This window comes from Mycolicibacterium komossense, assembly GCF_025822605.1.
Classification (GTDB): Bacteria; Actinomycetota; Actinomycetes; order Mycobacteriales; family Mycobacteriaceae; genus Mycobacterium; species Mycobacterium komossense.
The window spans coordinates 90,326-114,086 of record NZ_JACKTY010000004.1; the positions used below are offsets into that span (position 1 = coordinate 90,326).

Genomic DNA, 23,761 nt, shown 5'->3' on the forward strand with positions numbered 1-23,761 from the left:
ACGGTCTACCTGTGTCATCAGCACAACGGGTGAGGTCGTCTGTCGCGGCCGACCATCGTTCCGCACACCCCAACCTGCCCGGCGTTCCGTGGTGGGGCGCTGTGTTGATCGCTGCGGCGCTGACCGCGGCCGGTTTCGCCTTCGACGCCGCGGCCGGCAAGAAAGACCTGACCACGGCCTTTGCCGTGCTGTACGTCATCGGTTGCGTGGCCGCGGTGCTGGCCGTGCGTCAGTCGGGCATCTTCACCGCCGTCGTACAGCCACCACTGATCCTGTTCGTCGCGGTGCCCGGCGCGTACTACCTTCTGCACAGCTCCGAGATCCACGGCATCAAGGACATGCTGATCAACTGCGGCTATCCGTTGATCGAGCGGTTCTTGCTGATGTTCTGCACGTCGGTGGCGGTGCTGTTGATCGGCATGGTGCGCTGGTACTTCGGCGCCGCGAACCGCATCACCACACCGTCTCCGGCGGCCGAGACGTCCGTCGCAGACGAGGGCCCGGTGGCCGCGATGAAGGCGAAAGTCTCCGCGCTGTTCGGCGGCCCGACCGCCGATGCCGACGAAGCCGCCGTCGCGGAGCCACCGCTCAAACACGGTATCGACCGCCCGGCCACTGCCCGCCGAAGCACCAGGGAACGGCCTACCAGGCGCACTGCCGCCACCCGATCCCGGCACGCCCGGCCACCCATCGACGATCTGGACGGCCCGCCGGCCGAACCCCGGCGCTCCCGGCGCCCCAGCCCAGCCCGGGACTACGACCCGGATCTCGACCGTGGCGCCCCTCGCCGCGACGGCGGCCGACCCGCTGAGCGCGCCGCCCGCGACTGGCAGGACGCCGACTCCGAGGCCCGACCGCGGCGTCGCCCCAGACCTCCGCGTGAGCCCGATCCGCGCATCCCACCGCCTCGCGACTACCGTCGTGACCCGCGGGATTCGCGCGAGCTACGCGACGCGCGGGAAGCCAGGGACCCGCGTGACCGGCCCGATCCGCGGGAGCGGCCGTCCCGGCGCCCGAACCGCTACGAGCAGTCCGACGCGTACGAACCGTATGAGCCGCCGCGGCGGCGACCGGCCCCCGGCGCGGTACCCGGCAGCAACGGCACGCACCATCCGGTGTCGAAGGTGCGCTACCGCGGATCAGATGCCGAAGACGGCGAGAACCACGTGGAATACCGCCGGCAGCCCCGCCGACCGCGGCACAGCCTCGAAGACTGACGTGGGCGCGCAAATCCGCCCTCGCGGCTGAGCGCACCCAAATCGCAGGACTACGCCCGTCGGGCCGGGCGGATTTCCCGCGGCAGTGCGAAGACCAGCGTCTCGTTGGCCGTCGTCACCGGCTGCACGGTGTTGTAACCGTATTCGGCCAGGCGCTCCAGTACGCCGCGCACCAAAATCTCGGGGACCGACGCGCCGGAGGTGACGCCGACCGTCGTGACGCCGGAGAACCAGGCCGGGTCGATATCGTCGGCGAAATCCACCAGGTAGGAACTCTGCGAACCGGCACCGAGGGCCACCTCGACCAGGCGCACCGAGTTCGACGAGTTCTTCGACCCGACCACGATCACCAGCTCGCATTCCGGTGCCATCGCCTTGACCGCAACCTGGCGGTTCTGGGTGGCGTAGCAGATGTCGTCGCTGGGCGGGTCCTGCAAGGTGGGGAACTTCTCCCGCAGGCGGCGCACGGTTTCCATGGTCTCGTCGACACTCAATGTGGTTTGCGACAGCCAGATGACCTTGTTCGGATCGCGCACGGTGACCTTGTCCACCGCGTCCGGGTTGTCCACGACCTGGACGTGGTCGGGCGCCTCACCGGCGGTGCCGACGACCTCTTCGTGGCCCTCATGGCCAACCAGCAGGATGTCGTAGTCGTCGCGGGCGAACCGTTTTGCCTCGTTGTGCACCTTGGTGACCAGCGGGCAGGTCGCGTCGATGGTGCGCAGATTCCGCTCAGCCGCCTCGACGTGGACGGTCGGTGCGACGCCGTGCGCGGAAAACACCACGATGGCGCCCTCGGGCACCTCATCGGTCCGCTCGACGAAGACTGCCCCGGCTTTGGCCAGCGTGTCCACCACGTAGCGGTTGTGCACGATCTCGTGGCGCACGTAGATCGGCGCACCGTGCTTTTCCAGCGCGCGCTCGACGGTCTCGACGGCGCGGTCCACACCGGCGCAGTAGCCGCGTGGCTCGGCAAGCAGCACCCGCTTGGCGGTGACCGGGCGGGCCGAAGCGTCAACCACCGATCGGCTGGCGCCGGGAATCCCCATGTTGACCGTTGGTGGCATGTGTTCCAGGGTACTTTCTGCCGACACCGGGGGGCCAGCCGTACTCTGGCACGCATGGCTACTGCACCGTATGGCGTCCGGCTGCTGGTGGGGGTCGCGGCAACTGCCGTCGAGGAAACCATGAAGCTGCCGCAGACCATCATGATGTACCCGATGACGCTGGTCAGCTCGGTCGCCCAGCTGGTGATGAAGATGCAGCAGGATGTGGCTGACCTGGTGATCAAGGGTGACTCCACCCTGGAGAACCTCTTCCCGCCGCGAGATGAGCAACCGGAGTGGGCGACCTTCGACGAGGACCTCGAAAGCACGTCAGCAGACGAAATCCCTGATACCGGCGAGCGGATGACCGAAGGCCGGTTCGCCTTGTACTCGGTGACCGAGAACACCGAAGGCTGGGTCACCGAAACCGCGACACCCCTGGCGACGACGGCCAATGCGGCCGCAGCCGGGATCGTCGGCGAGATCGATTACGACGCGCTGACGCTGGCGCAGCTGCGGGCCCGGCTGCAATCGCTGTCGGTCAGCGACCTCGAAGAGCTGCTGGGCTACGAAGAAGCCACCAAGGCGCGCGCACCGTTCCAGACCCTGCTCGCCAACAGGATCACCCGCGCGACCGCCAAGTGAGCAGTGCCTCCCAGCCGGCCCCGCAGGACAGCCCCCAACCGGGCCAGTCACCCGAGCACCCCTACCCGGTCCGTGCCGTCGCCATCCGCGTGGCGGGCTGGATCGACAAACTCGGCACCGTCTGGGTCGAGGGCCAGATTGCCCAGATGAACGTCCGGCCGGACGCCAAAACCGTCTTCATGGTGCTGCGCGACCCGGCCGCTGATATGTCCCTGACCGTCACCTGCCCACGCGACCTGGTGCTCAATGCCCCGGTGAAGCTGACCGAGGGCACGCAGGTGGTGATGTGCGGTAAGCCCAACTTCTACACCGGGCGGGGCACATTCTCGTTGCGCGTCAGCGAGATTCGTGCCGTCGGCGTCGGTGAACTGCTGGCCCGTATCGAGCGGTTACGCAGGCTGCTCGACGCCGAGGGGCTCTTCGATCCGCGACTCAAGCGGCCCATCCCGTTTCTGCCGAACACCATCGGGCTGATCACCGGGCGTGCCAGTGCGGCCGAGCGGGACGTCACCCACGTGGCCGCGACGCGCTGGCCGGCCGTCCGATTCGCCATCCGCAACACCCCGGTGCAGGGCCCCAATGCGGTCCCACAGATCGTCGAGGCGCTGCGCGAACTCGACAAGGACGCTGGAGTCGACGTCATCGTGGTGGCCCGCGGCGGCGGCGGCGTCGAGGATCTGCTGCCGTTCTCCGACGAGACACTGTGCCGGGCGATCTCGGCCTGCACGACCCCCGTCGTCAGTGCCGTCGGCCACGAGCCCGACAACCCGCTGTGCGATCTCGTCGCCGACCTGCGCGCCGCCACCCCGACCGACGCCGCCAAGCGGATCGTGCCTGACGCCGCCGCCGAACAGGCCCTGGTCACCGACCTGCGCCGCCGAAGCGCACAGGCGCTGCGCAACTGGGTCACCCGGGAGGGCCGTCTCGTCGCGCAGCTGCGCAGCCGTCCCGTGCTCGCCGATCCGCTCAGCGCGCTGACCACCCGCTCGGCCGAGGTCGACCGCGCCAGGACGGCCGTCCGCCGGGATGTCACCCGGCTGCTTCAGGCTGAGAGCGATCGTGTCGGTCACCTGTCGGCGCGACTGGCCACACTGGGGCCGGCGGCGACGCTGGCCCGCGGCTATGCCGTGGTGCAGACCGTGCCAGATCACGGGGATCCGCAGATCCTGCGGTCGACGGCAGACGCGCCCGCCGGCAGCAGGCTGCGGGTTCGGGTCGCCGATGGCGCTGTGACGGCCGTGACGGAGGGAGATGCCAGTGCCGGATAAGACCGAAAAGGCTCAAGATATGACACCCATTAGTTCCATGGGATACGAAGAATGCCGCGATGAGTTGATTGAGGTCGTGCAGCTCCTCGAGCGGGGTGGACTCGATCTTGATGCATCGCTGCAGCTCTGGGAAAAAGGCGAGAAGCTGGCTAAACGTTGCGAAGAGCACTTAGCCGGGGCGCGCAAGCGGGTCGAAGATGCGCTCGCGACAGAAGAAGCGATAGAGGGCGGATAGCGGAGCTTTTCATCTGGGCAAATCAATAAACTGGAACACGTTATATTTCCTTCGGTATGCTGCCCGGCATGAGTGATGCATCCCTGACCACCGAACTCGGCCAGGTCCTGGTCACCGGCGGCTCCGGCTTCGTGGGCGCCAACCTGGTGACCGAACTGCTTGGCCGCGGACTCGAGGTGGTGTCATTCGACCGCGCACCGTCCCCGCTGCCGGAACACCCGAAGCTGCGGACGATCGTCGGCGATATCTGCGATACCGACACTGTGGCGGCGGCCGTCGCCGGTATCGACACCGTTTTCCACACCGCGGCGATCATCGACCTGATGGGCGGCGCCTCGGCCACCGAGGAATACCGGCAGCGCAGCTTTGCGGTGAACGTCGGCGGCACCCAGAACCTGGTCAGCGCCGCCCAGGCCGCGGGAGTCCGGCGGTTCGTCTACACCGCCTCCAACAGCGTCGTGATGGGCGGGCAACGGATCTCCGGCGGTGACGAGACCATCCCGTACACCGAGCGTTTCAACGACCTGTACACCGAAACCAAGGTCATCGCCGAGAAATTCGTGCTGGGACAGAACACCCTGAACGGGATGCTGACCTGTTCGATCCGGCCCAGCGGTATCTGGGGTCGAGGCGACCAGACCATGTTTCGCAAGGTCTTCGAGAGTGTGCTCGCCGGCCACGTCAAAGTGCTCGTCGGCAGTAAACACGCCAAGCTGGACAACTCGTACGTGCACAACCTCATTCACGGATTCATCCTGGCCGCCGAGCATCTGGTGCCCGGTGGCACCGCGCCGGGCCAGGCCTACTTCATCAACGACGGCGAACCCATCAACATGTTCGAGTTCTCCCGGCCGGTGGTCGAAGCCTGCGGCGAACCGTTCCCGACGTTACGAGTCCCCGGCAAGCTGGTGTGGTTCGCCGTGACGGTGTGGCAGTTCCTGCATTTCCGCTTCGGTTTTCCCAAGCCGTTGCTCGAACCGCTTGCGGTGGAACGCATCACGCTCGATAACTACTTCTCCATCGCCAAGGCGCAGCGTGACCTGGGTTACCGGCCACTGTTCACCACCGAACGCGCGCTGGCCGATTGCCTGCCCTACTACGTCGAGCTCTTCGACCGGATGAAGGCCGCGGGCAAGCCGGCACCCGTACCCACGTGAACATCGCCTGAGAAGTTTCGGCAAGCGCAGACTTCGCCGCCCCGCCCGCCTAGCGTTGTCCCCGCAAGCGGATTCGTCATCCGGCATCTACTGCGAGGGGCTGCACACCATGCCTGACGGTAAACCCAACATTCTTGTCATCTGGGGCGACGACATCGGGATCAGTAATCTGAGCTGTTACAGCGACGGCATGATGGGCTACCGCACGCCCAACATCGATCGCATCGCCGCCGAGGGCATGCGCTTCACCGACTCCTACGGCGAGCAGAGCTGCACCGCCGGTCGGGCCGCCTTCATCAGTGGCCAGAGCGTGTACCGCACCGGCATGAGCAAGGTCGGGGTGCCCGGCGTCGACATCGGCTGGGCCGCGGAGGATCCCACCATCGCGGAGCTCCTCAAGCCACTGGGCTACGGATGCGGACAGTTCGGTAAGAACCACTTCGGCGACTTGAACAAATACCTGCCGACCGTGCACGGCTTCGACGAGTTCTACGGCAACCTTTATCACCTCAACGCCGAGGAAGAACCCGAGAGTTTCGACTACCCGCACAAGGATCAGTTCCCCCGACTACATGACCTGGCCCTGCCGCGCGGCGTGCTCGATTGCACAGCGCTCGAAGAGGATTCGACCGAGCCGGACGATCCCAAGTTCGGACCGGTCGGCAAGCAGACCATCACCGACACCGGCCCGCTGACCGCCAAGCGGATGGAAACCATCGACGACGACATCGCCGATCGCACCGTCGACTACATCAAGCGCCAGCACGAGGCCGGCACCCCCTTCTTCGTCTGGTGCAACTTCACGCACATGCACCTGTACACCCACCTCAAACCCGGCAGCAAGGGTCAGGCCGGCATGTGGCAGTCCGAATACCACGACGCGATGATCGATCACGACAAGAACGTGGGCACAGTGCTCGACGCGCTCGACGAACTGGGCATCGCCGACGACACCATCGTCATCTACTCCACCGACAACGGCCCGCACCGCAACAGCTGGCCCGACGCGGGCACCACACCGTTCCGCAGCGAGAAGAACACCAACTGGGAGGGCGCCTACCGGGTGCCGGAGTTGATCCGCTGGCCGGGAAAGATCAAGGCGGGCAGCGTTTCCAACGACATCATCCAGCACCATGACTGGCTGCCCACACTCGTCGCCGCAGCCGGCGACCCCGATGTCAGCGACAAGCTGAAGAAGGGCTTGAAGGTCGAGCGCCACGGGGAAGAGCGCGAGTACAAGGTGCACATCGACGGCTTCAATCTGCTGCCGTATCTGATGGGCGAGGTCGAGCACAGTCCGCGGCGCGGCTTCTTCTATTTCAACGACGACGCCCAATTGGTCGGGTTGCGTTTCGAGAACTGGAAGATCGTGTTCGCCGAGCAGCGGGCGCAGGGCACGCTGCGAACCTGGGCCGAGCCGTTCACCGAGCTGCGGGTGCCCAAGCTGTTCAACCTGCGCACCGACCCGTTCGAGTACGCCGACATCACGTCGAACACGTATTACGAGTGGTTCCTGCGGCGGGATTTCTTCGTCCTCTACGCCACCGCAATGGCATCGGCGTTCCTGGACACGTTCAAGGAGTTCCCGCCCCGGCACGCACCGGCGAGCTTCAGCATCGACCAGATCGTCAAGAAGCTCGACGAGTTCCTGGCGGCCGACTAGATGCTGGAGTCCTGGAAAGACGGGCCGACGAAGTCGGCCATCGTCGACTTCGTCGGTCGCGCCGTGACCGACGTGCCGGCAGACGAACGGGTAGCGGTATTCGACAACGACGGCACGCTGTGGTGCGAGAAGCCGGCCTACGTCCAGCTGGATTTCCTGATCCGCCTCCTCGCCGAGCAGGCCGCCGCCGACCCGTCCCTGGCCGAAAATCAACCCTACAAAGCCGCGGCGGCCGGCGACCTGACCTGGTTCGGCGACGCCGTCACCAAGCACTATCAGGGCGACGATTCACAGCTGAAAGCTCTTGCTGCCGGCATCCTTTCGGCGAACACCGCAATCACCACCGAGGAGCACGCCGCACGGGTGAGGGCTTTCTTCGCCGAAGCCGAGCATCCGACTCTGGGCCGGCCGTACACCGCGTGTGGCTATGCGCCGATGGTGGAGCTGCTGCGGTATCTGGAGGCCAACGGATTCACCAACTACATCGTCTCCGGCGGTGGTCGTGATTTCATGCGTCCGGTCACTGCGGCCCTCTACGGCATCCCGCCGGAGCGGGTGATCGGTAGCTCGGTCGGGTTGATCTACGCCGACGGCGATCTCAGAACCACGACACAACCGGAATTCCTCAACGACGGCCCCATCAAGCCGGTGCGGATCTGGGGTCGCACCGGACGACGGCCGATTCTGGCGGCAGGTAATTCCAACGGCGACATCGAGATGCTGGAGTACGCGCGGCACGGCGCGCACCCGTCGCTGCAATTGCTGGTGCGCCACGACGACGCCGTACGCGAATTCGATTACACCGCAGGTGCGGAGAAGGCGCTCGAGCTGGCGACGACAACGGGCTGGACCGTCACCAGCATTCGCGACGACTGGGCGACGGTGTTCGCCTAAGCCTGCGAATACAGACGCTCGACATCGGCGCCGCTGATCGTCAGTGCGGCGATAATCAGACCCGTCACGATGCCGATACCGGTGTCGAGCACCCGATCGACGGCGACGGCCGGGGAAAGCCCGCTGCCGAGACTCGTCATCAGCAGCGCCATCGGGGTAACGGCCAGCGAGCACAACGCGTAGTTAACCGTCGACATGATCTCGGCCACGGTCTGCAGGACGATGATGGCCGCGACGGCACCCCAGTAGTCCAACGGCAGGGCCAGTAGGCCGGCGGCCAGCACCGCGCCGCCGACGTTGCCGACCAGTCGCTGGACACCGCGGTGCACGGCCACGTGATAGCCGATGCCCTGCATGGCGGCCACTGCGCCCATCGCAGCCCACATCGGGTGGCTGAATCCGGCCGTGACGGCGATGCCGGCTGCCAGCGCTCCCGCGACGGTGATCCGCGCTGCCCGCGCGACCAGCACCCGATGTGGCGCGCGGGCGAGTGTGCGACGGATCGACTCGCGGCGCACCGATGACGATTTCTGCTCAGCCGCAACCGATCTACCGGTCACTGCGGACCGGAGCCCGCGCAGCAGCCAGGGCGCAAGCGAGGCGAGGACACCGACCACGGCCCCACCTGACGTCATCGCCACCGCCCAGATCACGTCGCGGGCTTCGCGGGCGAAGCTCTCGGCGCCGACCGCGGCGAACATGAACACCACCGCGCCGGGCCCGACGATGTGCAGGGACCAGACGAGGTACGCTGCCGCACCGGCCAAGAGCGATATCACCGCGATGCCGACCAGCTCAGGACCTCCGACGACACCCAGCACCGCGCCGATACCGACCGACACCGGCATGGCGACGCCGAGCACCATCAGCCGTCCGACCCGGACCGGGTAGGGATCCGGCCGGCAGAACGCGGCCACCAGCGCACCCAACGCCCCGAATCCGGCGAGGGTGTGGTGGCCGGTCAGGCCACTGACGACGAACACCAAAGTGACTGCGGCACCGACTCGTAACGGGGCGGCGACGCCGGCCTTGTTCAGATCGACATGAACGGCGTCGTGCCACGACTGCCGACGGGTTACGTGCCGCAGGGCCGCATAGCTACGACCACCTTGCCGCAGGAGCGGAGAAACGACCACCGGAATACTTTAACACTATTTTACTAGTAAACTAATGGTGTCATACGATGGCCGGGTGTCCCGCCCCTCCGACGTTCGCGCGTACAACGATGCGGTCGATCGGATTCGCAGCGAGTGGGACGCGACGTACCCCCATCTGGACACCGAACCCATCGAAATTCTCGGGCGCGTTCAGCGGATCGCCTCGATCTGCAATCACCGACTGGACCTGAATCTGGAGCAACACGGACTCACCCCATCCGAGTTCGGCGTGTTGGGTGCGCTGGCACGGGCGGGGCGCCCGCTGCGGGCCAGTGAAGTCGTCTCGACCACCATGCTCAGCGGCGCCTCGATCACCAAACTGGCCGAGAGCCTCGCCACCCGCGGACTGCTCCAGCGGCAGAAGTCCACCAGGGACAAACGGGTGGTCCTGCTGGCGTTGACCGACGCGGGTCAGGCAGTGGTGGACACCCAATTTCCCCGGCGGCTCTCCGACGACCAAGAAGTGATCGCGGGGCTCACCGCGGCGGAGAAAGAAACACTCGCAGGGTTGCTGCGCAAGGTCTGCGTCACGCTGGGCGAGTGATGGGGAGCTTCGATTGACCGCGACCGACCTGGCGTGGATTCCCGCGCAGACGACGCTGCTCGGATCGGGCGCCCGCTACCCGGAGGAGGGCCCCCCGCTGGAGGTGTCTGTCGACGGTTTCTGGATGCAGCGGCATCAGGTCACCAACGCCCAGTTCACCGAATTCGTCTCGGCCACGGGCTATCTCACGATCGCCGAGCGGCCGCTGAACGCCAAGGACTACCCCGGTGCGCCACCGCAGAACCTCCAGCCCGGTTCGATGGTCTTCCACCGGACCCCCGGCCCCGTCGACCTGAAACACCTCGCGCAGTGGTGGACCTGGACACCCGGGGCGTGCTGGAACCACCCGCGCGGTCCACGGTCGTCACTCACCGGGCGGGAGGAGCATCCCGTCGTGCACATCGCGTTCGACGACGCCCAGGCGTATGCGGACTGGGCCGGCCGCGCCCTGCCCACCGAGGCGCAGTGGGAGGTGGCCGCGCGAGGCGGCCTGACCGGGCGGACATACATCTGGGGGGACGAGCCCGAGCAACCGGGCCAGCGACTGGCGAACTACTGGCATGGCGAGTTCCCGTACCTACCCGAGACCGGTTACGGCCAGGCCACTGCGGTCGGCGCTTTCCCCGCCAACGGTTACGGACTGTTCGACATGGCCGGCAACGTCTGGGAGTGGACCGCCGACTGGTACGGCGACACCCGCGACGTCCAACCATGTTGCGCCGCAGAGAGCATCGACCCGGCCCAGCCGCAGTTCGCGGTGCCGCGCAAGGTCATCAAGGGCGGCTCCTTCCTGTGCGCCGACAGTTACTGCCTGCGCTACCGGCCGGCCGCGCGTCGCCCCCAGGCCGTGGACACCGGGATGAGCCACATCGGGTTCCGCTGCGTCGCACCCTGACCTGTCCGTCATCACCGCTGCGGGACCGCGGTGACCTAGTAGGGTCCACTGAAACACGTTCCAGTGGTGTCGCATCGCGGGGAGGGTCATGTCAGACGCTGTACTCGTAACAGGCGCATTCGGGCTGGTAGGGACGGCAACAGTCGAGCGCCTCGCCGCCGACGGCCGCCACGTCGTCGCGACCGATCTCGACATCGAGCCCAACCGCAGGGCCGCGGCGAAACTACCGCGCGGCGTCACGGTGCGCTACGCCGACCTCACCGACCCCGCCGCCGTCGACACCCTCCTCAGAGACGTTTCCCCGGCGGCGATCATCCACCTCGCCGCCGTCATCGCGCCGCACTGCTACAGCAGGCATGCCCTGGCGCAGAAGGTCAATGTCGGCGGCACCGCCAACCTGGTGGCCACCGCCGCCACACTGCCCACCCCGCCGCGCTTCGTCCAGGCCTCCAGCATTGCCGTGTACGGACCACGCAACCCACACCGGATCGGCGATGTCTTGACCGCGCACACCCCGGTCAATCCCTATGACATCTACGGCGCGCAGAAGGTCGAGGCCGAGAACCTGGTGCGCGACTCGACACTGGACTGGGTGATCCTGCGTCTCGGCGGCGTGCTCACCACGGGAATCAGTCTCGATATCAACCCGGACTTCGTTTTCTTCGAGGGTCTGCTGCCGACCGACGGCCGCATCCAGACCGTCGACGTGCGCGACGTGGCACGAGCCTTCGCGGCGGCCACCACCGCGGACGCGCTCGGCGAGACGCTGCTGATCGGCGGCGACGACTCCCACCGACTCACCCAGGGCGATATCGGCCCGGCGACCGCGGCCGCGATGGGCCTCGTCGGTGGCATTCCCATCGGACGCAAAGGCGATCCCAGCAGTGACACCAAGTGGTTTGCTACCGACTGGATGGACGTCACCCGCGCACAGGAAGTTCTTGGCTTCCAACGTTATTCGTGGCCGGACATGTTGATCGAGACCGCCGAGAACGCGGGCTGGAAGCGGCCACTGATGCGGGTCGCGGCACCCGTGGTGCGGCAGGTACTCAATCGCCGCGCCGCCTACTACGGCAAGCCAGGCACCTACGCCGATCCGTGGGGTGCGGTAACCGAAAAATGGGGCGATCCACGCCCCGGTCAACAGTAACTGCGCCGCAAGCGCCCTAGGATTGGCGCCGATGCTCGAAGAGTTCTCCGTCACCCAGAAACGCGCGTTGGTCGTCATGACGGTCATCGCGCTGGGTTTCGGGGCGTACTTCCTGCGCAGTTACGTCGTCCTGATGGCGATCGCCGCGGTGCTGGCCTATCTGTTCGCCCCGCTGTACCGACGCCTGCGGGACCGGTTCAACGCCGGGATCGCCGCCACTCTGACCCTGCTGGCCTCGGTCGCCGTCGTCGGGGTCCCGCTCGCCGGGGTGGTCGCCTTGGCTGTCCTGCAGATCAGCCAGATGGTGACCGGGATCAGCCACTGGCTGGCCAAGAACGACCTGACGTCACTGGGCCAACAGCTCCTCAACTCGACCAACCAGGCGCTGGCCAAGGTGCCGTTCATGCACATCACCCTCACGCCCGAGTCGGTGCGCGAAACCATCGCGAAGGTCGGCCAGAACGCCGGCCAGATCGCGCTCGAGTTCGCCCGCGAATCCGTCGGCAGCCTCGCCGGGATCGTGACGTCGGCGATCATCTTCCTGTATGTGTTCCTGGCGCTGATCGTCAACGGCGACAAGGTGTTAGCACTGTTTCGCGATCTGAACCCGTTGGGGCCGCAGGTGTCCGACATCTACTTGGCGAAGGTCGGGGCGATGGTCACCGCGACGGTCCGCGGCCAGTTCGTCATCGCGACCTTCCAGGGCGTGGCGGGTGCGATCTCGATCTACATCGGCGGAATCCACGACGGATTCTTCATGTTCGTCATCTTCTTGACGGTGCTGTCGTTCATCCCGCTGGGCAGCGGCATCGTCACGATCCCGCTCGGCATCGGAATGGCACTGTTCGGCAACGTCGCCGGCGGCATCTTCGTGGTGGTGTTCCACATCGTCGTCGTCACCAGCATCGACAATCTGCTGCGGCCGTTCCTGGTGCCCAAGAGTGCCCACCTCAATGCGGCGCTGATGCTGTTGGCGGTCTTTGCCGGCCTGAAGATGTTCGGCTTCCCGGGGATCGTGCTCGGGCCGGTGCTGATGATCATCATCGTCACCACGATCAGCGTGTATCTGGCCGTCTACAAGGGCGCGCCGCTGGACACCCTGACCGAGGACGACGATGACGCGGCCGACGACAACAAGAAAACCCGGTGGCACCGGCTCTGGGAGATCATCACGCAGCGCTCGAAACCGTCAGCGGAGGAGCCGATGGATCCGCCCGGACCGAAAGCGCTCGCTAGCCCGACAGCCGAGTCGTAAGGAATTCGACCACCCGTTTGCGCGCCTCGTAGGCGGGGTGCCCGTCGCGCTCGCGAACCTGATCGGTCAGCACCGAATGCGCCATCCGGGCGAAGCCGTGCTCGTTACCCGGTGAGGAGTCGATCTCGATGACTTCGAAGGCGTCACCCAGGCGCTGCCGCAGCGTCGCAAAGCGCTCCCCCGGAACCGCTTTGTCGCCGGTGAAGCGCAGGCCGATCGCGCACAACCCGTCCTTCTCGGCGCGGCGGACGACGATCTTCATCTCGGCGTCGCTCAACCCCGGGTCGCGGCGCTGCGCAGGCGTCACGGGGAAGGGCACCGACGGCTGACTCAGCACCGGCGCCAGCACCGCGTCGTCGACCGCGGCAGCCAACGCGAACCCACCCGTGAAGCACATACCGATCACCCCCACCCCGGGCCCGGGGGTGCGCGCGTTGAGATCCCGGGCCAGTGCCCGCAGGAACAGCGCGACCGGACGTTCCTTGTTGGTGGCGAAAGCGGCGAACTCCTTTGCGATACACGCTCTGGTGATCGTCGACGCCGTATAGCCGGGAGCGATCGCCTTACCCGGCTCTCCGAACAGCGAGGGCATAGCCACGGTGAAGCCGTTGTCCACCAAGTGATTACCCAACCCCAGCACACCGGGGTGGATACCAGGAATCTCGGGAATCAGGATGACCCCGGGACCTTCGCCCCGCTGATAGACGTCATGGGTATAGCCGCCGCCGGTGAAGGGTGTCGCGCCCCACCCGGTCAGATCGGCCTCGGGTGCAGTCAACTCATCCCCTTCGATCCGGCCAGTCTTCCTCAACGGCCATTGGGCTCAGCGTTTGTCTGGCTCAGCGTTTGTCGGGCAGAGGCGACTGCGTCTGCGTCGCCGTCGCCAGAGTACGGAACTGATCGGACGAGCCGGCCCCGGTGATGGCGAGCTGGGTGGATCCGCCCTGGCCCGTCAATCGCGTCGTCCACACCGGTTCCGCCGCACCGTCGTCGGCGGAGCCACCCTCGTAGACGATCCACTTCTGGCCCGCAACGTCCTGGGTGCCGGTCGGGTACATGCCGGGGTGCAGGGAGGCGACCAGCTTGTCTTCGTCGGCGTCGCTCTGGGTCAGGCTGAGGTACATGCCGGTCGGCGTCAGGTAGCCGACGGTCGAGACCAACGCCTTCACCGACCGACCCGTCGCGGGATCGGTGCGGCCACCGTCCAGACCGTTCCTGGCCCCCGAGTTGGCCTGCCAACCCTGCGGCAATGCGGGCAGCCGGATCGGGAAACCCAATGTCTGCGCATCCGATTTCAGGGCGGTGACGGAGTCGTAGGTGGGCACCTTTCCGGACTTCGGACCGGTGGGCGCGAACGAACACATCCCGACCAGTCCTGCCAGCGCAATGCATGCCACCACCAGGGGCGCCATCGACCAGAACATGTCGCGGCCGTCCTGCAACAACCGCGACTTCGCGGGCGGAGGAGCTGGCTGCGGCTGGGTACTCACTGCTCCAGTATCCCAGCTCCCAACACGTAACCCTCTTCTGGGAGAATCACCAGCATGACTGGCCCAGCTCCCACCCCCCAGCCCGACCAGGCCGCACCCCGTCGACGCGAGGCCCCAGACCGCAACCTCGCTCTGGAACTGGTCCGGGTCACCGAGGCCGGCGCAATGGCCGCGGGGCGGTGGGTCGGCCGTGGCGACAAAGAAGGCGGTGACGGGGCAGCCGTCGACGCGATGCGCGAACTCGTCAACTCCGTCTCGATGCGCGGCGTCGTGGTGATCGGCGAAGGCGAGAAGGACAACGCGCCGATGCTCTACAACGGCGAAGAGGTCGGCAACGGCGACGGCCCGGACTGCGATTTCGCGGTCGACCCCGTCGACGGCACCACCCTGATGAGCAAGGGCATGCCCAACGCCATCTCGGTGCTGGCCGTCGCCGAGCGCGGGGCGATGTTCGACCCGTCGGCGGTGTTCTACATGAACAAGATCGCCGTCGGTCCCGACGCCGTCGACGTCATCGACATCACCGCGCCGATCGGCGAGAACATCCGCCGCGTGGCCAAGGTCCGCAAATCCTCCGTCGCCGACATCACGGTCTGCGTGCTCGACCGGCCCCGGCACAACCAGTTGATGCACGACGTCCGCGACGCGGGTGCCCGGATCCGGCTGATCTCCGACGGCGACGTCGCGGGCGCCATCGCGGCCTGCCGGCCCGGCTCGGGCACCGACATGCTCGCCGGCATCGGCGGCACCCCGGAAGGCATCATCACCGCCGCCGCGATCCGCTGCATGGGCGGCGCCATCCAGGCAGTGCTGGCACCCACCGATGACGCCGAGAAGCAGAAGGCCCTCGATGCGGGCCACGACCTGGACAAGGTGCTCTTCACCGAGGACCTGGTCTCCGGTGAGAACGTTTTCTTCTCCGCAACCGGCGTCACCGACGGCGACCTCCTGCAGGGGGTGCGCTACTTCGGCGGCGGCTGCACCACCCAATCGATCGTGATGCGGTCCAAGTCCGGCACGGTCCGGATGATCGAGGCCTACCACCGGCTGTCCAAGCTCAACGAATACTCCGCGGTGGACTTCACCGGGGATCTCACTGCAGCACATCCACTTCCGTAATCGATCAAAAGGGAGCACATGCCCGACAACGCTGTCGACAAAGCCCGCGAGGCCGAATACCGCATCGAGCACGACACCATGGGCGAGGTCAAGGTGCCCATCAAGGCTCTGTGGCGGGCCCAGACCCAGCGCGCGGTGGAGAACTTCCCGATCTCGTTCCGGGGCCTTGAGCGCACCCAGATCCGGGCACTCGGCCTGCTGAAAGCCGCTTGCGCCCAGGTGAACAAGGACCTGGGGTTGCTCGATGCGGAGAAGGCCGACGCCATCATCGCCGCGGCCGGCGAGATCGCCGACGGTCTGCACGACGACCAGTTCCCGATCGACGTGTTCCAGACCGGCTCCGGCACCAGCTCGAATATGAACGCCAACGAGGTGATCGCGTCGATCGCCGCCGCCAATGGCGTGACGGTGCACCCCAACGACCATGTCAACATGTCGCAGAGCTCGAACGACACCTTCCCCACCGCCACACACATCGCGGCCACCGAAGCCGCTGTGCGCCAGCTGATTCCGGCCCTCGAGGTACTGCACGAGTCGCTGGCGGTCAAGGCCAAGCAGTGGCGCACGGTGGTCAAGTCCGGCCGCACGCACCTGATGGACGCCGTCCCGGTGACCCTGGGCCAGGAATTCGGCGGCTACGCCCGTCAGATCGAGGCCGGCATAGAAAGAGTGCGCGGGGCGTTACCCCGTCTTGGTGAGCTGGCGATCGGCGGCACCGCCGTCGGTACCGGCCTCAACGCGCCCGACGGTTTCGGCGCGAAGGTCGTCGAGGTCTTGGTCAGCGACACCGGCCTGGCCGAATTGCGCACGGCGAAGGACTCTTTCGAGGCTCAGGCAGCGCGCGACGGCCTGGTCGAGGCGTCCGGTGCCCTCAAGACCATCGCCGTGTCGCTGACCAAGATCGCCAACGACATCCGCTGGATGGGGTCGGGCCCGCTGACCGGTCTGGGCGAGCTCGCGCTTCCCGATCTGCAGCCGGGCAGCTCGATCATGCCGGGCAAGGTGAATCCGGTGCTGCCCGAGGCGGTCACGCAGGTCGCCGCCCAGGTCATCGGTAACGACGCCGCCGTCACCGTCGGTGGACTTTCCGGCGCTTTCGAACTCAACGTCTACATTCCGATGATGGCCCGCAACGTGCTGGAGTCGTTCACGTTGCTGGCCAACGTGTCTCGGCTGTTCGCCGCGAAGTGCATCGACGGGCTGGTCGCCAACGAGGCACACCTGCGCGAACTGGCTGAGTCGTCACCGTCGATCGTGACCCCGCTGAACTCGGCGATCGGCTACGAGGAGGCCGCCAAGGTCGCCAAGGAAGCCCTCAAAGAGCGCAAAACCATTCGGCAGACTGTCATCGACCGCGGTCTGATCGGCGACAAGCTCTCCGAGGCCGAACTGGACAAGCGCCTCGACGTGCTGGCGATGGCGAAAGTACAAGACGGCGACTAGCTGCGATTTCGGCGTGTTCGTAACCGCTGACCGGTTACGAACACGCCGAAATCACTAGGCTGGGGCGCGGTAGCCGCCGGCAGTCTGGCGCAGGGCCCAGATCTGGGCCGGGCACAGCTCCTGGGTGGCCTGACTCAACAGGTAGGACACCGAGAACTCGTCATTGGTGTCGAAATCGGTGCGGATCGACTGCGCCAACGCCGGGTAACCCTCGCCCGCGGCCAACCGGTCGCACATGCTGTAGCCGTAGCCCAGGGCGGCGTCGGCGTTGGCGAAGTGATAGACCGGCCGGACGGTGACGTTGATCAGATAGCCCAGCTGATCGGCCTGCGCCGCCGGCGCCAGGGTGACACTCGCCAGTGTTGCCGCGGTCGCCGTGAGCACAGCCGCCGCTAAAGTCCGGACCTTCATAACGCCTGAAGATAGCCGACCGCGCGAAGTTACGGACTGGTAGTCCGCCCGCCGCTGCCCAACCGGTCGCGGGCCACCAGCCGGATGCCCAGTGGCGCGGTCACGCTGTGCAACACCAAACTGAATACGACGGTCACGGCCACCGCCTGCGTGATCAGGTCGGTCTGCTGCAGTTCACCCCGCTCGATCATCAGCAGCCCCAGCACCAACGTGCCGATTCCACGCGGGCCGAACCACCCGATGAACAGTCGGCTTCTGGCGGGCATCCCGCTGCCGAGCAGCGCGACGGATACTGCCGCCAGCCGGACCACCACCACTGCGACGGCGGCGAACACGAAGACCCGCCAGCCGGCGTCGCGCCAACCGACGATCACCGCATAGCCGCCGAACAGGGCAAAGACGACCAGCTCCAGCAGCTGACCGGTGGCGTCGGAGAACTGCGTCTGCTCGATCACGGCCTTGCGGCGGTTAGCCACGGCGAAGGCGAGCCCACCGGCGAACGCGGCTACGAAACCGCTGCCGTGCAACTGCTCGGCCAACTCGAAGCAGACCAGCGCGACGGCCAGTGTGGCCAGCTGCGCCCAGACGTCGTTCATCCAGCCCCGCTGGCGCGACAGCGCAATCACCCATCCGCCGGCGAAACCGACGACCAGGCCCACACCGAGGGACAGGAACTCGGTGCGGAGCAGGAACGTACCCCACCGGGTGGGGTCGTGGTCGGCTCGATCCGATGCGAGTGCCAGCGCCGCCAGCATGGCCGCGAGAGCGAACCCGTCGTAGCACCCGCTCTCTGCGGACAGTGCATGACGCACTGCTTCCGGAACACGACGGTCGTCGAGCAGGGCTTCGATCAACGCCACCTCGGTCGGGGCGATGATGGCAGCAAGGCAGACCGCCTCCCAGACGGGCATCACCGGCAACACCAGCAGCGCGGTAACGGTGCCGAGCAGCAGTGACAGCGGGATCCCGACCACCAGCAGCCGGAATGTGACGTGCCTGCGGCGCACCAGAGCTGGCAGGTCGAGTTCGGCAGCCTGGTTGAAAAGAATCACCGTCAATGCGAGTTGCGCCAGCACAGTGAAGCTGTGCGCGTCAGGCCCGGCGTCGATGACCCCGAAGGCAAATGGCCCCAGCACTATTCCGAACGCGATGAAGATCAGCGCGGGCGCGACGTACCAACGAACGACCACGCCGGAGACCACCGCGTAGCACAACACCAGAATCGTCAGCACGAAGACGGTGTTGGTGGCCATCGCAGTTAACCTAGCGACCGCGTCCGCTCTGCGCCCACCGGCCCGCGCTCAGGCCCCGTTGTTCGGGCCGCCGGAGTTCTGGCCGGGGATGTCGGTGATCGGCAAGTTCGGCATCGGCGCCGGCGACGGGGTGGCCGGCAGTGTCGGAATCTCGGCGGCCGGAATGTCCATCAGGCCGTTGACGGGTGGACCGTTGTCGCGGCTGCCGTAGGTACTGCCCGGTGCCCGCGGCCCGAGCATCTGGCTGACCGTCACCATGTGGTAGCCGTTGGCCTTCAGCACCGGCAGGAACTGATAGATCAGGTCGACAGTCGATGAGTAGGCGTCGTGGAACAACACCACCGAATTCGGCTTGATCTGAGACATCAGCATGTAGCGGGTCGCGGCGGTGTTGGCGTCATTGGCCCAGTCGAAGGGGATGACGTCCCAGTTGATATCGGCCAGGCCCTGTTTCTTCGCCTCGGCCAGTACCTGATCGTTGATCAGGCCGCCGGCGGTGCGGACCAGGACCGGACGCTGGCCCGTCGCCGCCTCGATCGCGTCGCTGGCCTTGCTGAACTGCGCGGGGATGTCCTCGGGCGGAATCGTCGTCATGTTGGGGTGTTCCCAGGTGTGGCTGCCCAGTTCCATCCCCGCGTCGACGACACGCTTGGCACCGGCCGGGTTGGCGGCCACCTTGTTCCCGATCTCGAAGAACGTCGCCTTGGCGTCGTTGTCCTTGAGGATCTGCAGCAGTCGGTCGGTGTACGGGCTGGGCCCGTCGTCGAAGGTCAGGGCGATGCACTTCACCAACGAACAGTCCACCTCGTCGGCCTTGGCGACCCTGACGTGGCCGGTGAATCCGCCGATCACGACGACGGCGACACCTGCGCAGACGCCGATCGCGGTCCGCCAGTACGCCCAGGACGGACTATCGGGACGTCTACGCACGATCGCAGCCTACCGAGCGAGCCTGGCGGTCGCCTTCGAGCCGCGACCGCCAAGCCACTCAGATCACGGCAGCGCGCCCGGGCTGAACTCCTCGAGCATCTCGGTGACCAACGCCGCGATCGGCGACCGCTCGGAGCGCAACAGGGTGATGTGGGCGAACAGCGGATGCCCCTTGAGCTTCTCGATGACGGCCGCGACACCGTCGTGGCGCCCGACCCGCAGGTTGTCGCGTTGGGCGACGTCGTGGGTGAGCACCACCCGGGAGCCCGCACCCAGACGTGACAGCACGGTCAGCAGCACGTTGCGCTCCAGCGACTGGGCCTCGTCGACGATGACGAACGAGTCGTGCAGCGAGCGGCCTCGGATGTGGGTCAGCGGCAGGACTTCGAGCATGCCGCGCGAGAGCACCTCTTCGAGCACCGCGGGGCTGGCCAGCCCTTCCAGGGTGTCGAACACCGCTTGGGCCCACGGGCCCATCTTGTCGGCCTCGCTGCCGGGCAGATAGCCGAGTTCCTGGCCGCCCACGGCGTACAGGGGGCGGAAGACGACGACCTTGCGCTGGGTACGACGCTCCAGCACTGCCTCCAGCCCGGCGCACAACGCCAGCGCCGACTTTCCGGTGCCCGCCTTACCGCCGAGTGAGACGATGCCCACCGATTCGTCGAGGAGCAGATCCAGTGCAACGCGTTGTTCGGCCGACCTTCCCCGGAGGCCGAACACTTCGCGATCACCACGGACCAGCTGCACCCGCTTCTCGGCATTCACCCGGCCCAGCGCATGAGAGCTGCCACCGAGGAGCCGAATTCCGGTGTGACAGGGCAGATCCCGGGCCGAGGCCAGGTCGACCTCACCGTCGGCGAACAGAGTGTCGATCTCGTCACCCGCTACGTCGATCTCTGTCATACCGGTCCAGCCGGAGGTGACGACGTCCTGTGCGTGGTATTCGTCGGCAGGCAGACCGACCGCGCCGGCCTTGACGCGGAGCGGAATATCCTTGCTTACCAACGTGACCCGCTTACCCTCGGCGGCGAGATTGGCCGCGCAGGTCAGGATCCGGGAGTCGTTGCTGTCACCGCGGAAACCCAACGGCAGCACCGTCGGGTCACTGTGGTTGAGCTCGATCTGGAGCGTACCGCCTTGGGTACCAATGGGAATGGGTTGATCTAGTCGGCCGTGTTCCAATCGTAGATCATCGAACATGCGGAGCGCCTGACGCGCGAACCACCCGAGTTCATGGTGGTGTCGTTTGGCTTCGAGCTCACTGATAACCACAAGTGGGACAACAACTTCGTGCTCGGCGAAGCGGTTGCAGGCCCACGGATCGGACAGCAGCACCGATGTGTCGAGCACATAGGTCTGGCGAGTGTCCGGGGAAACCGACGGCGAATCAGTCACGTGGCGCTCCTCGACCCCAGCGGCCCCGCGGAGTCATGTCGGCGGGCGCTGCGGCACCAGGACCGGGGCCGGCCCTTTTCGTATCGCTACGTCGGATGCCGCCCGGATAGCTGAGCATGTCGCTTGCCATCGATTTTGAAGATAGTCGCGTTCCGGCATTCTCGCCGGACAGGCGCGCCGCCTAGATACTGACGAACTCAGCCAGTTCCGCGCGCTCGCTCAGACCCAGGGCTGCGATCCCGTCGGCGACGACCTGTCGCAGCTGGTCAGGGCCGAAAATGCCGGCCTCGGCCACCGCGGCACGCTTGTCGGCGTAAGCGACGATATCGGCGCCGGGAATCTGCGCCGCGGCAGCCTGGGTGGCCACCGCGCGCAACGTCTCCTCCTCGTCGAGTTCCAGGCAGAACCGCACGAGATTGGTGAAGAACAGTTCGTGGCGCTCCTCGTCGAGGGCGATCCGCTCGACCAGCGACCGCAGAGTCGGGTCCTCGATCTGCTCGGCCAGGCGCCGGCAGAACACCGCGTGCGCGCGCTCGAAGAATGCCATGAACACCAGCGTCTCGATCTGGGTCAGCTGGTCGGCCCGGTAGCCCTTCATGACGTGCTCGACGCGGACGTCTTCGTTGGCGCTGGGATCGAAGTTGCGCGTCACCACAAGGTAGTTGCGCACGACGACCGCGTGGATGTGCTCCTCGGCGGTCCACCGGCCGATCCACCGGCCCCACTTCCAGTCCAGGATGAAGTGTTCGACGAGCTCGCGGTGGTAGGCAGCCAGGTTGTCCTTGACGATCAGCAGGATCTCCAGCGCGTCGACGACGGGCGCCGGCAGCGTCACCTCGGACGGATTCCAGTCCTCGCCACCGAGGAACGCGAAGTTGCGCCCCTGGTCAAAGGGCACGTAGTCATGAGCGAACCATTCGTCAGCCGTATCGAGGTGACGCTGGTAATTCTCGGCGACAATCGGCTCGAGGTCGAGCGTCAGCCGATTAGCAACTGGAGTCTCAGCCATGAACTAAATGTAACCCGAAGACACATGTTCTTTGAAATCGGGTGTGGCTGTGTCACGGAATCGGTGACTTTCGTCCTTTTCGCGGTGGACCCTGCGCGCCGGTTAGAGCGTCAGCCCCGGATACAGCGGGTTGGCGGCGAGCATCTCCGAGGCTTCTGCGTGCACCCGCTCGGCGATGCCGTCGGTGATCGTGTACTTGGCTTTGGAGGGGCCGTTCGACGCTTGGGTCGGTGTGGTGTTGGTGAGCACGTCGACCACCAGTTCCGCGGTCTTGTCGAATTCGTCGGCGCCGAACCCCCTGGTGGTCAGCGCGGGCGTGCCGAAGCGGATTCCGCTGGAGTACCAAGCGCCGTTGGGATCGTTCGGGATCGAGTTGCGGTTGGTGACGACGCCCGCGTCGAGCAGCGCCGATTCCGCCTGCCTGCCGGTCAGGCCGAACGATGTGACGTCCAGCAGCACGATGTGGTTGTCCGTGCCACCGGTGACCAGACGCGCGCCCCGCTTGAGGAAGCCCTCGGCCAACGATTTCGCGTTGTCGGCCACCTGCTGGGCGTAGGCCTGGAACGACGGCTGCCGGGCCTCGGCGAGCGCGACGGCTTTGGCGGCCATCACGTGCGATAGCGGACCGCCGAGCACCATCGGGCAGCCCTTGTCGACCGCGTCGGAGTACTCCTTGGTGGCCAGCACCAGCCCGCCGCGGGGTCCACGCAGCGACTTGTGCGTGGTGGTGGTGGTGACGTGGGCGTGCGGTACCGGGTCTTCGTCGCCGGTGAACACCTTGCCCGCCACCAGTCCGGCGAAGTGGGCCATGTCGACCATCAGGGTGGCACCGACCTCGTCGGCGATCTCGCGCATCTTCGCGAAGTTCACCCGGCGCGGGTAGGCCGAGTAGCCGGCGACCAGGATCAGCGGCTTGAACTCGCGGGCGGCGGCAGCGACGGCCGAGTAGTCGATCAGGCCGGTCTCCGCGTCGGTGCCGTAGCTGCGCTGGTGGAACATCTTGCCGGAGATGTTGGGCCGGAATCCGTGCGTCAGGTGGCCCCCGGTATCCAGGGACATTCCGAGCAGACGCTGGTTGCCGAGCTTGTGGCGCAGCGACTCCCAGTCCGCTTCGGACAGGTCGTTGACGTGTTTGGCACCGAGCTCGGCTAGCCCCGGCGCCTCGATCCGGGTGGCCAGAATCGCCCAGAAGGCGACCAGGTTGGCGTCGATCCCGGAGTGCGGCTGAGCGTAGGCGTACGGCGAGCCGAACAGCTCACGGGCGTGCTCGGTGGCCACGCTCTCGACGGTGTCGACGTTCTGGCAGGCCGCGTAGAACCGATGCCCGATGGTGCCTTCGGCGTACTTGTCGGACAGCCAGGTCCCCATGGTCAGCAGCACCGCGGGCGACGCGTAGTTCTCGCTGGCGATGAGTTTGAGTGAATCCCGTTGATCGGCAAGTTCTTTACGGGTCGCAGCGGCGATCCGGGGTTCGACGGACTCGATCACCTCCAGCGCGGCCCGGTAGGCGGTGCTCGCGGTGGCGGCGTACTCGGCGCCGGGCGCGGACGTAGTCAAGGAGGCGGTGTCGGTTTCCAAAGCCATA

At 66.5% G+C, this 23,761-nt stretch carries 23 protein-coding genes; 13 read left to right on the forward strand and 10 right to left on the reverse strand.

Annotation, left to right across the window (positions count from 1 at the left end):
- Nucleotides 1-11: 11 nt before the first annotated feature.
- Nucleotides 12-1,217, forward strand: coding sequence for a DUF6542 domain-containing protein (locus H7J73_RS00615; protein ID WP_264065266.1), 1,206 nt, complete (start codon nucleotides 12-14; stop codon nucleotides 1,215-1,217).
- A 50-nt stretch (nucleotides 1,218-1,267) separates the two neighbouring features.
- On the opposite strand, the gene H7J73_RS00620 is transcribed toward H7J73_RS00615, so the two are convergent.
- Nucleotides 1,268-2,284 (reverse strand): 4-hydroxy-3-methylbut-2-enyl diphosphate reductase, encoded by a 1,017-nt coding sequence (locus H7J73_RS00620; RefSeq protein WP_264065267.1) that lies wholly within the window; start codon nucleotides 2,282-2,284, stop codon nucleotides 1,268-1,270.
- Between the two features lie 54 nt (nucleotides 2,285-2,338).
- Here H7J73_RS00620 and H7J73_RS00625 point away from each other — a divergent pair, with 54 nt between their 5' ends.
- The 6 genes from H7J73_RS00625 (at nucleotide 2,339) to H7J73_RS00650 (ending at nucleotide 8,125) form a co-directional block, all read left to right on the forward strand.
- Entirely contained in the window at nucleotides 2,339-2,908 is a 570-nt protein-coding gene (locus tag H7J73_RS00625; RefSeq protein WP_264065268.1) for a lipid droplet-associated protein, read from the forward strand.
- A complete protein-coding gene (xseA, locus tag H7J73_RS00630; protein WP_264065269.1) occupies nucleotides 2,905-4,176 on the forward strand; it encodes an exodeoxyribonuclease VII large subunit in 1,272 nt (423 codons plus the stop codon). The genes H7J73_RS00625 and xseA overlap by 4 nt, the downstream gene beginning before the upstream one ends.
- Nucleotides 4,177-4,195: 19 nt before the next feature.
- Nucleotides 4,196-4,411: an exodeoxyribonuclease VII small subunit gene (locus H7J73_RS00635; RefSeq protein WP_264065345.1), complete on the forward strand. Its 216-nt coding sequence runs from the start codon at nucleotides 4,196-4,198 to the stop codon at nucleotides 4,409-4,411.
- A gap of 68 nt (nucleotides 4,412-4,479) precedes the next feature.
- Complete coding sequence (locus tag H7J73_RS00640) at nucleotides 4,480-5,568, forward strand: 3-beta-hydroxysteroid dehydrogenase (RefSeq protein WP_276030762.1); 1,089 nt, start codon at nucleotides 4,480-4,482, stop codon at nucleotides 5,566-5,568.
- 109 nt (nucleotides 5,569-5,677) lie between these two features.
- The gene (locus H7J73_RS00645) at nucleotides 5,678-7,231 is read left to right on the forward strand and encodes an arylsulfatase (protein WP_264065271.1); all 1,554 of its coding nucleotides are present in this window, start codon (nucleotides 5,678-5,680) and stop codon (nucleotides 7,229-7,231) included.
- Nucleotides 7,232-8,125 carry an HAD family hydrolase gene (locus tag H7J73_RS00650; RefSeq protein WP_264065273.1) on the forward strand — a complete coding sequence of 298 codons (894 nt, stop codon included), beginning with the start codon at nucleotides 7,232-7,234 and terminating at the stop codon, nucleotides 8,123-8,125.
- Here the strand turns inward: H7J73_RS00650 and H7J73_RS00655 are convergent.
- Nucleotides 8,122-9,261 (reverse strand): FUSC family protein, encoded by a 1,140-nt coding sequence (locus H7J73_RS00655; RefSeq protein WP_264065274.1) that lies wholly within the window; start codon nucleotides 9,259-9,261, stop codon nucleotides 8,122-8,124. The genes H7J73_RS00650 and H7J73_RS00655 overlap by 4 nt on opposite strands.
- Nucleotides 9,262-9,295: 34 nt before the next feature.
- Here H7J73_RS00655 and H7J73_RS00660 point away from each other — a divergent pair, with 34 nt between their 5' ends.
- The 4 genes from H7J73_RS00660 to H7J73_RS00675 all read left to right on the forward strand — a co-directional run bounded on the left by H7J73_RS00660 (nucleotide 9,296) and on the right by H7J73_RS00675 (nucleotide 13,126).
- Entirely contained in the window at nucleotides 9,296-9,826 is a 531-nt protein-coding gene (locus tag H7J73_RS00660) for a MarR family winged helix-turn-helix transcriptional regulator (protein ID WP_435405399.1), read from the forward strand.
- 13 nt (nucleotides 9,827-9,839) lie between these two features.
- Entirely contained in the window at nucleotides 9,840-10,721 is an 882-nt protein-coding gene (locus H7J73_RS00665; RefSeq protein WP_264065276.1) for a formylglycine-generating enzyme family protein, read from the forward strand.
- A gap of 88 nt (nucleotides 10,722-10,809) precedes the next feature.
- Complete coding sequence (locus tag H7J73_RS00670) at nucleotides 10,810-11,871, forward strand: NAD-dependent epimerase/dehydratase family protein (protein WP_264065278.1); 1,062 nt, start codon at nucleotides 10,810-10,812, stop codon at nucleotides 11,869-11,871.
- Nucleotides 11,872-11,902: 31 nt separating this feature from the next.
- Complete coding sequence (locus H7J73_RS00675; RefSeq protein WP_264065279.1) at nucleotides 11,903-13,126, forward strand: AI-2E family transporter; 1,224 nt, start codon at nucleotides 11,903-11,905, stop codon at nucleotides 13,124-13,126.
- Here the strand turns inward: H7J73_RS00675 and H7J73_RS00680 are convergent.
- Both H7J73_RS00680 and H7J73_RS00685 read right to left on the reverse strand, forming a co-directional pair.
- Entirely contained in the window at nucleotides 13,104-13,904 is an 801-nt protein-coding gene (locus H7J73_RS00680) for a dienelactone hydrolase family protein (protein WP_264065280.1), read from the reverse strand. The genes H7J73_RS00675 and H7J73_RS00680 overlap by 23 nt on opposite strands.
- A gap of 61 nt (nucleotides 13,905-13,965) precedes the next feature.
- Complete coding sequence (locus H7J73_RS00685) at nucleotides 13,966-14,616, reverse strand: DUF4245 domain-containing protein (protein ID WP_264065281.1); 651 nt, start codon at nucleotides 14,614-14,616, stop codon at nucleotides 13,966-13,968.
- 54 nt (nucleotides 14,617-14,670) lie between these two features.
- Here H7J73_RS00685 and glpX point away from each other — a divergent pair, with 54 nt between their 5' ends.
- Nucleotides 14,671-15,735, forward strand: a complete 1,065-nt coding sequence (glpX, locus tag H7J73_RS00690; protein ID WP_264065282.1) for a class II fructose-bisphosphatase — start codon at nucleotides 14,671-14,673, stop codon at nucleotides 15,733-15,735.
- Between the two features lie 18 nt (nucleotides 15,736-15,753).
- Nucleotides 15,754-17,178, forward strand: coding sequence for a class II fumarate hydratase (locus H7J73_RS00695; protein WP_264065283.1), 1,425 nt, complete (start codon nucleotides 15,754-15,756; stop codon nucleotides 17,176-17,178).
- Nucleotides 17,179-17,232: 54 nt separating this feature from the next.
- Here the strand turns inward: H7J73_RS00695 and H7J73_RS00700 are convergent, their stop codons facing one another.
- The 6 genes from H7J73_RS00700 to H7J73_RS00725 all read right to left on the reverse strand — a co-directional run bounded on the left by H7J73_RS00700 (nucleotide 17,233) and on the right by H7J73_RS00725 (nucleotide 23,760).
- Nucleotides 17,233-17,589: a DUF732 domain-containing protein gene (locus tag H7J73_RS00700; protein WP_264065284.1), complete on the reverse strand. Its 357-nt coding sequence runs from the start codon at nucleotides 17,587-17,589 to the stop codon at nucleotides 17,233-17,235.
- A 29-nt stretch (nucleotides 17,590-17,618) separates the two neighbouring features.
- Nucleotides 17,619-18,842 carry a cation:proton antiporter domain-containing protein gene (locus H7J73_RS00705; RefSeq protein WP_264065285.1) on the reverse strand — a complete coding sequence of 408 codons (1,224 nt, stop codon included), beginning with the start codon at nucleotides 18,840-18,842 and terminating at the stop codon, nucleotides 17,619-17,621.
- A 48-nt stretch (nucleotides 18,843-18,890) separates the two neighbouring features.
- On the reverse strand, nucleotides 18,891-19,772 hold the full coding sequence (locus H7J73_RS00710) for a polysaccharide deacetylase family protein (RefSeq protein WP_264065286.1): 882 nt from the start codon (nucleotides 19,770-19,772) through the stop codon (nucleotides 18,891-18,893).
- 63 nt (nucleotides 19,773-19,835) lie between these two features.
- Nucleotides 19,836-21,122: an RNA 5'-3' helicase PhoH2 gene (gene phoH2 / locus H7J73_RS00715; protein WP_264065346.1), complete on the reverse strand. Its 1,287-nt coding sequence runs from the start codon at nucleotides 21,120-21,122 to the stop codon at nucleotides 19,836-19,838.
- 226 nt (nucleotides 21,123-21,348) lie between these two features.
- Entirely contained in the window at nucleotides 21,349-22,176 is an 828-nt protein-coding gene (locus tag H7J73_RS00720; protein WP_264065287.1) for an acyl-ACP desaturase, read from the reverse strand.
- 102 nt (nucleotides 22,177-22,278) lie between these two features.
- On the reverse strand, nucleotides 22,279-23,760 hold the full coding sequence (locus tag H7J73_RS00725) for a glycine hydroxymethyltransferase (RefSeq protein ID WP_264065288.1): 1,482 nt from the start codon (nucleotides 23,758-23,760) through the stop codon (nucleotides 22,279-22,281).
- Nucleotide 23,761: the final 1 nt, after the last annotated feature.